We start from the raw sequence: 3,213 nt of genomic DNA, 5'->3' as shown, positions 1-3,213 counted from the left end.
GACGCGTCCGCGCCGCGCGCCCACTCCTCGTCCAGCCTGCCGCGCCCGCAGACCGGGCAGGCGCAGTCACCGCTCGCGGCCGCGTGCTCGCGAGCGCGCCGCAGCAGTCCCAGCACCCGCAGGTCGGCCTCGGCGTCGGCGGTGGAATCCCGTGCCAGGGTGACCGCGCAGGCTTCCAGGCGGGTGGCGACCGCGTCCACCTCGGCCTCGGTGGGCAGCGCGAGCCGCACGATGGCGCGCAGCCCGGCCGGGCCGTCGGCGCCGTCGGTGCGGCCGAGCATGTCGCGGCCGACCGCGGTGAGGTCGGGTTGCGCCGGGCGCAGCAGGGTGGCCATGCGTGCCGCGCGGTCGTCGGCCAGTGTCTCCATGGCCGCGAGCAGCTCGAGCCGCTCCAGCCGGGAATCTCGTGCGGCGCGCTCCAATTCGAGCCTGCGTGCGCGAATTCGCTCCTGCGCCAAGGTGAGTTCATCGAGGCCGAGCAGCTGATGCAGTGCGTCGAACAGATCGCTCGGCTTGCCGTCGACCAGGGTGCCCAGCTCGCTGTAGGACAGGAACGGGCGGTACAGCTCGAGCACCGAGGCCCACCGTCGGGCATCGAAATCCGCAGGCGCGCCGTCCTTGCGGCGTTCGGTCCATTGCGCCTCGGTGAGATCGGCCGTCGGCGACCACTCCTTGGCGATGATCAGCTCCGGATCGGCGCCGCCCGCGAGCAATTCCAGTTCGATGCGGGCGGTCTCGCCGTCGTGCAGATTGCGCCAGCCCTCGCGCCACGCGGCCGAGCGGCCCTCCCAACGGCGGTTGCCTCCGGTCAGCGCCAGTTCGGCGGCCTCGGCGAAGCTGGACTTGCCGCTGCCGTTGCGTCCGACCACCAGGGTCAGGCCGGGGCCGGGCGGCACCTGCAACGTCACCTCGGGGCCGATGCCGCGGAAGCCGCGTACCCGGATCGCCCGCAGGAAGATGCCGGAATCGTCGAATTCGGTTGCCCGGTCACGGGAATCGACGGCGCCCAGCGCGCCGAGCACGGCGTGCGCCACATCGGGAGTGACCGCCGGGTCCTCGTTCAACCGTCGCGCGACCACGTCGGTCAGGCGCGGTACGGTCTCCGCCGTCGTGCCGACCGCGGGCTCCGGGTACACGTGAAACCCCCTACACCACCGCACCGGCGCGCCCTCCCGCATTCGCGCGCGGTGTCACCGTCGAAAGCTGAGCGAAACGCTACCTGATCCCTCCGCGTTCGCCCACCGGCGGTGGACGAACGAAGGAGAGGCGAACCTGCCCGCGGGGATGGATATGGCCATCGAACCGGCTGGGCCGCGCCTCGATGTCCACCCCTCGGCCAACCCCGGCGGGCAGCTCGATGGTGTGTCACCCGTTGTGGGTGGCTCGGACGGAGCCGAACAGAACAGGATGACAGACAACGGAATTCGGCGCAAGGAGAAGCGAGGCGCGAATCCGTCGTCGGCACAGTGTCTTCCGAGCGAAAGCCATGGGTACCTGCGGAGCTGTCGGTGCGCTGGGGTAGAAATCCGAATAACCACGAAACGGGAGACGAGGATGACGCACCGACGTTCGGGCGCCCGATGAACGCACCGTGGCCCGAGACGCGGGTCGGCGCGCTCGCACCGGATGCGAGCTCGCTCGCGGCGGCGCGCAACCTCGCCGACCGCTGGCGCGACACCGGATATCGAGGGGAGGCCGTGTGGGGCCGGTGCCGTGGCGGCGGTCCCGAACCGTACGACACGATCGCCGACCTCTCCGGCCCCGCGTACCAATGCACCTGTCCGAGCCGCAAATCGCCGTGCAAGCACGCGCTCTCGCTGCTGCTGCTCTGGTCACGAGGCGAGGTCGCGCCCGCCGCCGAGGTCGCGGAGTTCGCGGCGGAATGGCTGACCTGGCGCGCGGCCCGCACCGCGACGCCCACGACGGCGCGCACCGCCAACCCCGCCACCGCGGAGCAGCGGCGGGTGCGCGTCACCGCGGGCCTGGAGGAACTAGACATCTGGCTCGGCGACCAGGTGCGCACCGGTCTCGCCCAGGCCGACCGGTCCTACCAGGCGTTCGAGGCCATCGCCGCGCGCATGGTGGACGCGCAGGCCCCCGGCGTCGCCGGTGCGCTGCGCAGGCTGCCGCTGCTCATGGCGACCCGCGCCGACTGGCCCGAGCCGGTGCTGCGCGAATACGCCCGACTGCACCTGTTGGTCGCGGCGCACCGTCGCCTCGACGACCTGTCGCCCGCGCTGGGCGCCAGCGTCCGCACCCACATCGGCTATCCCAATCCGGCCGAGTCGGTGCGCGCGGAACCGGTCGTCCGCGATCAGTGGATGACCATGGGCGTGCGCAGCACCGAGGACGACCGGCTCTACACCCGCCGCACCTGGCTCTACGGCCGCCGGACGCACCGCTGGGCGCTGCTCGTCGACCATGCCTTCGGCACGCCCGGCTTCCCGGCCACCGCGCCCGTCCTCGGGAGCATGGCCGAGGCGGAGCTGCACTATTACCCGGGTGCGGCTCCGCTGCGCGCTCTCTGGGGCGAGCGCCACGGCGTCGACGAACCGTTCACCACCTTGCCCGGCGCTCCGATGGATTCCGCTCCCACGGCCACGTCCCCGCATGGTGCTGGCATCGGCGGCGACGCGTCCCGAGCGCGAGGCACAGCAGGCGAAACGATGCCCACCCCGCCCGGTAAGGCTGCGGAAAGCACCGTCCACGAGGCGCTCGAGGCACACGCGGCGGCGCTCGGCGCGGACCCATGGATCCGGTCGTGGCCGGTACTGCTGCGCGGCGTGACGCCGGTGGTCGCGGACGCGGGCTGGCAGGTGGTCGACGAACAGGGTGCGGCACTACCCCTCGCTCCCGGCGAACAGCCGTGGTCACTGCTCGCGGTCTCCGGCGGGCATCCAGTCACCGTGCTTGGTGAGTGGACGGTAGACGGACTCGTCCCGATCTCGGCGTTCGCGGTGGGCGAGATGATCGATGTCGAGAGCGAGCCCACGCCGCACCGGGACTCCCCCGCGCCGAGCGCCGAGCCCGACGACCTGATCTCGACGGCGCTGCTCGGCACCGCACGGCGGGCCATCGATCCCGCGCGGCTGCCCGCGCCGGTCACCGCCGCGGCCGCTCGCCTGCGCACCGAGCCCGCCTTCCTGCTCCTCGAATCCGCCGCGCTGCGAGACACTTTCGCGCGCGGCGGGGTCACATCGCGGGACGCCACCG

Annotated in this window: 2 protein-coding genes; one reads left to right on the top strand and one right to left on the bottom strand. The window is 72.6% G+C overall.

What is annotated here, in order from left to right:
• Positions 1 to 1,136: AAA family ATPase (locus NL1_RS35825; RefSeq protein ID WP_245673745.1), on the bottom strand; the 1,136-nt coding region annotated here is incomplete at its 3' end.
• Positions 1,137 to 1,580: 444 nt separating this feature from the next.
• Here NL1_RS35825 and NL1_RS35820 point away from each other — a divergent pair.
• Positions 1,581 to 3,213, top strand: a 1,633-nt coding sequence (locus NL1_RS35820) for an SWIM zinc finger family protein (protein ID WP_174553526.1), incomplete at its 3' end; no start/stop codon positions are given.

The organism is Nocardia lijiangensis NBRC 108240, assembly GCF_001613045.1.
Taxonomy (GTDB): domain Bacteria; phylum Actinomycetota; class Actinomycetes; order Mycobacteriales; family Mycobacteriaceae; genus Nocardia; species Nocardia lijiangensis.
The sequence above is the reverse complement of the archived record's forward strand: the minus strand, read 5'-3'. Positions and strand labels throughout refer to the sequence as shown.